This window comes from Ruegeria sp. K5 (genome assembly GCF_056531805.1).
The window spans coordinates 1-3120 of record NZ_JBQFML010000028.1 but is presented as its reverse complement, the minus strand read 5'-3'; the positions used below and the strand labels follow the sequence as shown (position 1 = coordinate 3120).

The 3120-nt window shown below is 61.7% G+C and carries 3 protein-coding genes; all 3 read right to left on the bottom strand.

What is annotated here, in order from left to right; all coding sequences use genetic code 11:
- The coding region (tcuB, locus tag ACR0MO_RS21605) for a tricarballylate utilization 4Fe-4S protein TcuB (protein WP_170624942.1) at positions 1-1043 on the bottom strand (1043 nt) is incomplete at its 3' end.
- Entirely contained in the window at positions 1033-2427 is a 1395-nt protein-coding gene (gene tcuA / locus ACR0MO_RS21600) for an FAD-dependent tricarballylate dehydrogenase TcuA (RefSeq protein ID WP_480893299.1), read from the bottom strand. The genes tcuB and tcuA, both read right to left, overlap by 11 nt.
- A gap of 11 nt (positions 2428-2438) precedes the next feature.
- Positions 2439-3119, bottom strand: coding sequence for a GntR family transcriptional regulator (locus ACR0MO_RS21595; protein WP_480893297.1), 681 nt, complete (start codon positions 3117-3119; stop codon positions 2439-2441).
- Between the last annotated feature and the right edge of the window lies 1 nt (position 3120).

The window sequence follows — 3120 nt, the reverse complement described above, 5'->3', positions numbered from 1 at the left end:
TCCCGGACCAGCGCCGCAAGCCGATAGAAGCCGTGTGCCATTTTTGTGTAGGGCGTCAGCAGGAAGAAGGTCAGGACCGATCCGAGGTGGATGGCCAGCAGTGCGGGCATCAGAGGCGTTGACCCGAGGGCATAGAGAACCAGCCCGCTGAGGCCCACAAACCCGAGCAACAGGATGAAGCCGATATCCCCGCCCCAGGCCGACGGATCGCCGAGGTCTCGGTCTGACTTTTGCTTGAGCAGCGCCATCGCACCACATCCCACCGTCAGCAGCAGCCCCCCGGAAATCCCGAACAGTTTCGGCAACGACCAGAACCCGTAAGGCGCGTGCATTCCGAAGACATAGTGCATGATCGTCGCCACCGAGGTCGACGCAAAGCACAGCAGGAAGCCATACATGATGGCGTGGTGGATGTGGCGTCGGCCCTGACTGAACCGGTCTTCGTCCTCGAAGTTGCAGCCCTCGCCATGGCCAGCGGCCAGATCCTGCATCTTGCCCGCACGTTTGAGCGCAACCGTCAGATCAGACATCTGGATCGGTTTGCCGCCAACCTCGGTCCAATAGCGCCTCAGGCTGAAGGCGATGCTGAACAGAGGCAGCAGGAATGCAGGCGCAAAGATCGCGACCATCGCGTTGTGGGACAGGACGGCATAAAACCCTTCGCCTCCGCTGGAACCGATGGCGCGGGTCGCCCAGAACAACAGGGCAAATCCGACCACAAGCGCCAGGGCGATGGCCCCGCCATGGGTGTGGAACCGTCGTGCCAGCGGCTGCGGCCATGCCAAGCTTTCCCAACTGTCGCGCCGCACTTCGGCCAGCGCCTTGGGCAGGTTCAGGTCAAACGCGTGCGGGGCGGTGTACTGGCAGGCGTAGTAACAGCCCCGGCAGTTATGGCACAGGTTGGCCAATTGCGTGATGTCCCCATCCGAGAACGCGCGTTCCGCATGAAGCGACGGGAAGACCGAGCAATAGCCCTCGCAATAGCGGCAGGCGTTGCAGATCTCGGCCTGGCGGCGGGCTTCCTGAATAAGATCAGTTTGCATAAGCGGCGGCCTCTCGTCCTGCGATGCGTCCAAAGACAGTTCCGATGGTCATGCCAAAGCCCGCCAGATAGCCTTGCCCAAGGATGGACCCGGCCATCGTTTCCCCGGCCGCCCACAGGTTTTTGATCTTACCGCTGGGCGTCGAGCACTGGGCCGTCTCGTCAACCTTCAACCCAAGATAGGTAAAGGTCACGCCGGTCCGCAGCGAGTAGCCATAAAACGGCGGTTCGGTAATTGGGCGCGCCCAGTTGGTCTTGGGCGGGATCAGGCCCGAGGTCGCCACCCCGTCCAGTTCGGTCGGGTGAAACCCGCTGGTGTCACCGCAGGCGGCGTTGAATGCGCTGACGGTTGCTTTCAATTTCTCTGCGGGCAGGTCCATCATCCCGGCCAATTCATCCAACGTGTCCGCCTTTAGCGGCGGGAACACGGACGGCATGAACAGGTTCAGCGACTTGGCGTCGATGATGGCATATCCCACCTGATCCGGCTGCGCCGCCACCAAACGGCCCCAGATCGCGTAGCGTTTGGGCCAGACGTCTTCGCCCTCGTCATAGAACCGCTCGGCATGTTTGTTCACGACGATGGAAAACGGAACGCAGTCCAGACGGGTGACGATGCCGCCGTCGAATTTCGGCGCGCGCCCGTCGATGGCAACGGCATGGCATTGGGTCGGGTCGCCGACGCTTTCTACGCCTTGATCCAGCAGATCAGACAGGACCACGCCTCGGTTGTACGGCGTTCCCCGGATCAGAAAGTTCTTCGCAGGCTCACCCCAGGCGCGGGTGAGCCAATCGGTGTCTGCCTGAAAGCCGCCGGAGGCAACGATGACCGCCTTGGGCGCGATGCGATGAGACTGGCCTTCATAGGTGTAATCGACCCACTCGATCTGGTCGCTGTTCAGTTCCAGATGCGTCACAGCGGCCTCATACAGCACATCTACACCCAAACCTGCCGCCGTCCGGTAATAGGCATTCACCAGAGATTTGCCGCCCCCCATGAAAAACGCATTGGTCCGTGCCAATGACAATGTGCCGGAAAGCGAAGGCTGAAACCGGACCCCGTGTTCTTGCATCCACGGCAGGCATTCCTCGGAGGTGCGGATCGCGAGGCGGGCAAGATGTTCATCGGTTTTGCCGCCGGTGACTTTCAGCAGATCCGAGAGGTATTCGTCTTCGCCATACATCTCGACGAGCGGGCCCAACGGGCCCGAATGCATACAGCGAAAGTTGCGCGTATGGCGGGAGTTTCCGCCGCGATAAGGTTTTGGCGCCGTCTCAAGGATCAGAACGCGCGCGCCTGCCTCAGCCGCAGTCATCGCGGCGCAGAGGGCTGCGTTCCCACCGCCAATCACAGCGATATCGTAAGCTTCCTTTGGGGTGGCCATATCCTGTCTACCTACTGGCTTTCGTCGATTGAGCGGTCGCGGTCCTGCAACGCGCGGATGCGCATCCGTTGTGCCGCCTGGATATGCGCGCGCATCTCTGTCTCGGCCGCTGCGCCATCGCGGGCCTTCAAAGCCGCCATGATGCGCCGATGCTCGGCCACTGCGGCCTCGGCGCGGTCGCTATCCAGCAATTGCGAGGGCCCCAGGATCAACAGCGCCTTTTGCAAGGAGAGCATGGATTTTGCCAGAAACCGGTTCTTGGCCGCATCCAGCAGGGTCGCGTGAAAGATCTTGTTGATTTGGGCTGCATCGGGGCCAGTACCCGCCTCGGCCAACCGGTCGTTCAAAAGGTCCAGTTCATCCAATTCGACATCCGATGCCGCGCGGGCTGCCAGACGGGCCGCTGTCCCTTCAAGCACCGCGCGCATCTCATAGAGTTCCATGACCTCGGCGTAATCCAGACTGCGCACGGTGGCACCTTGCCGTGGCACATGGGTGACCAGCCCGTCGGCCTCCAACTGCCTTATCGCCTCGCGTACCGGGGTACGGCTGACGCCCAACCGTTCCGAGAGCTCAATCTCACGCAGCCGGTCGCCGGGCAGAAGAGTGCCCTCGCGAATCTCGTCCAGCAGGCGCTGATACGCAGAATTGCCTTGTGGACCAGGTTGTAAGGGAGCGTCCTGAAGGGTCATC

Bases quoted from the DNA above. Each gene is read 5' to 3' on its own strand.
- tcuA (WP_480893299.1), bottom strand. From the start codon at position 2,427: ATGGCCACCCCAAAGGAAGCTTACGATATCGCTGTGATTGGCGGTGGG.
- ACR0MO_RS21595 (WP_480893297.1), bottom strand. From the start codon at position 3,119: ATGACCCTTCAGGACGCTCCCTTACAACCTGGTCCACAAGGCAATTCT.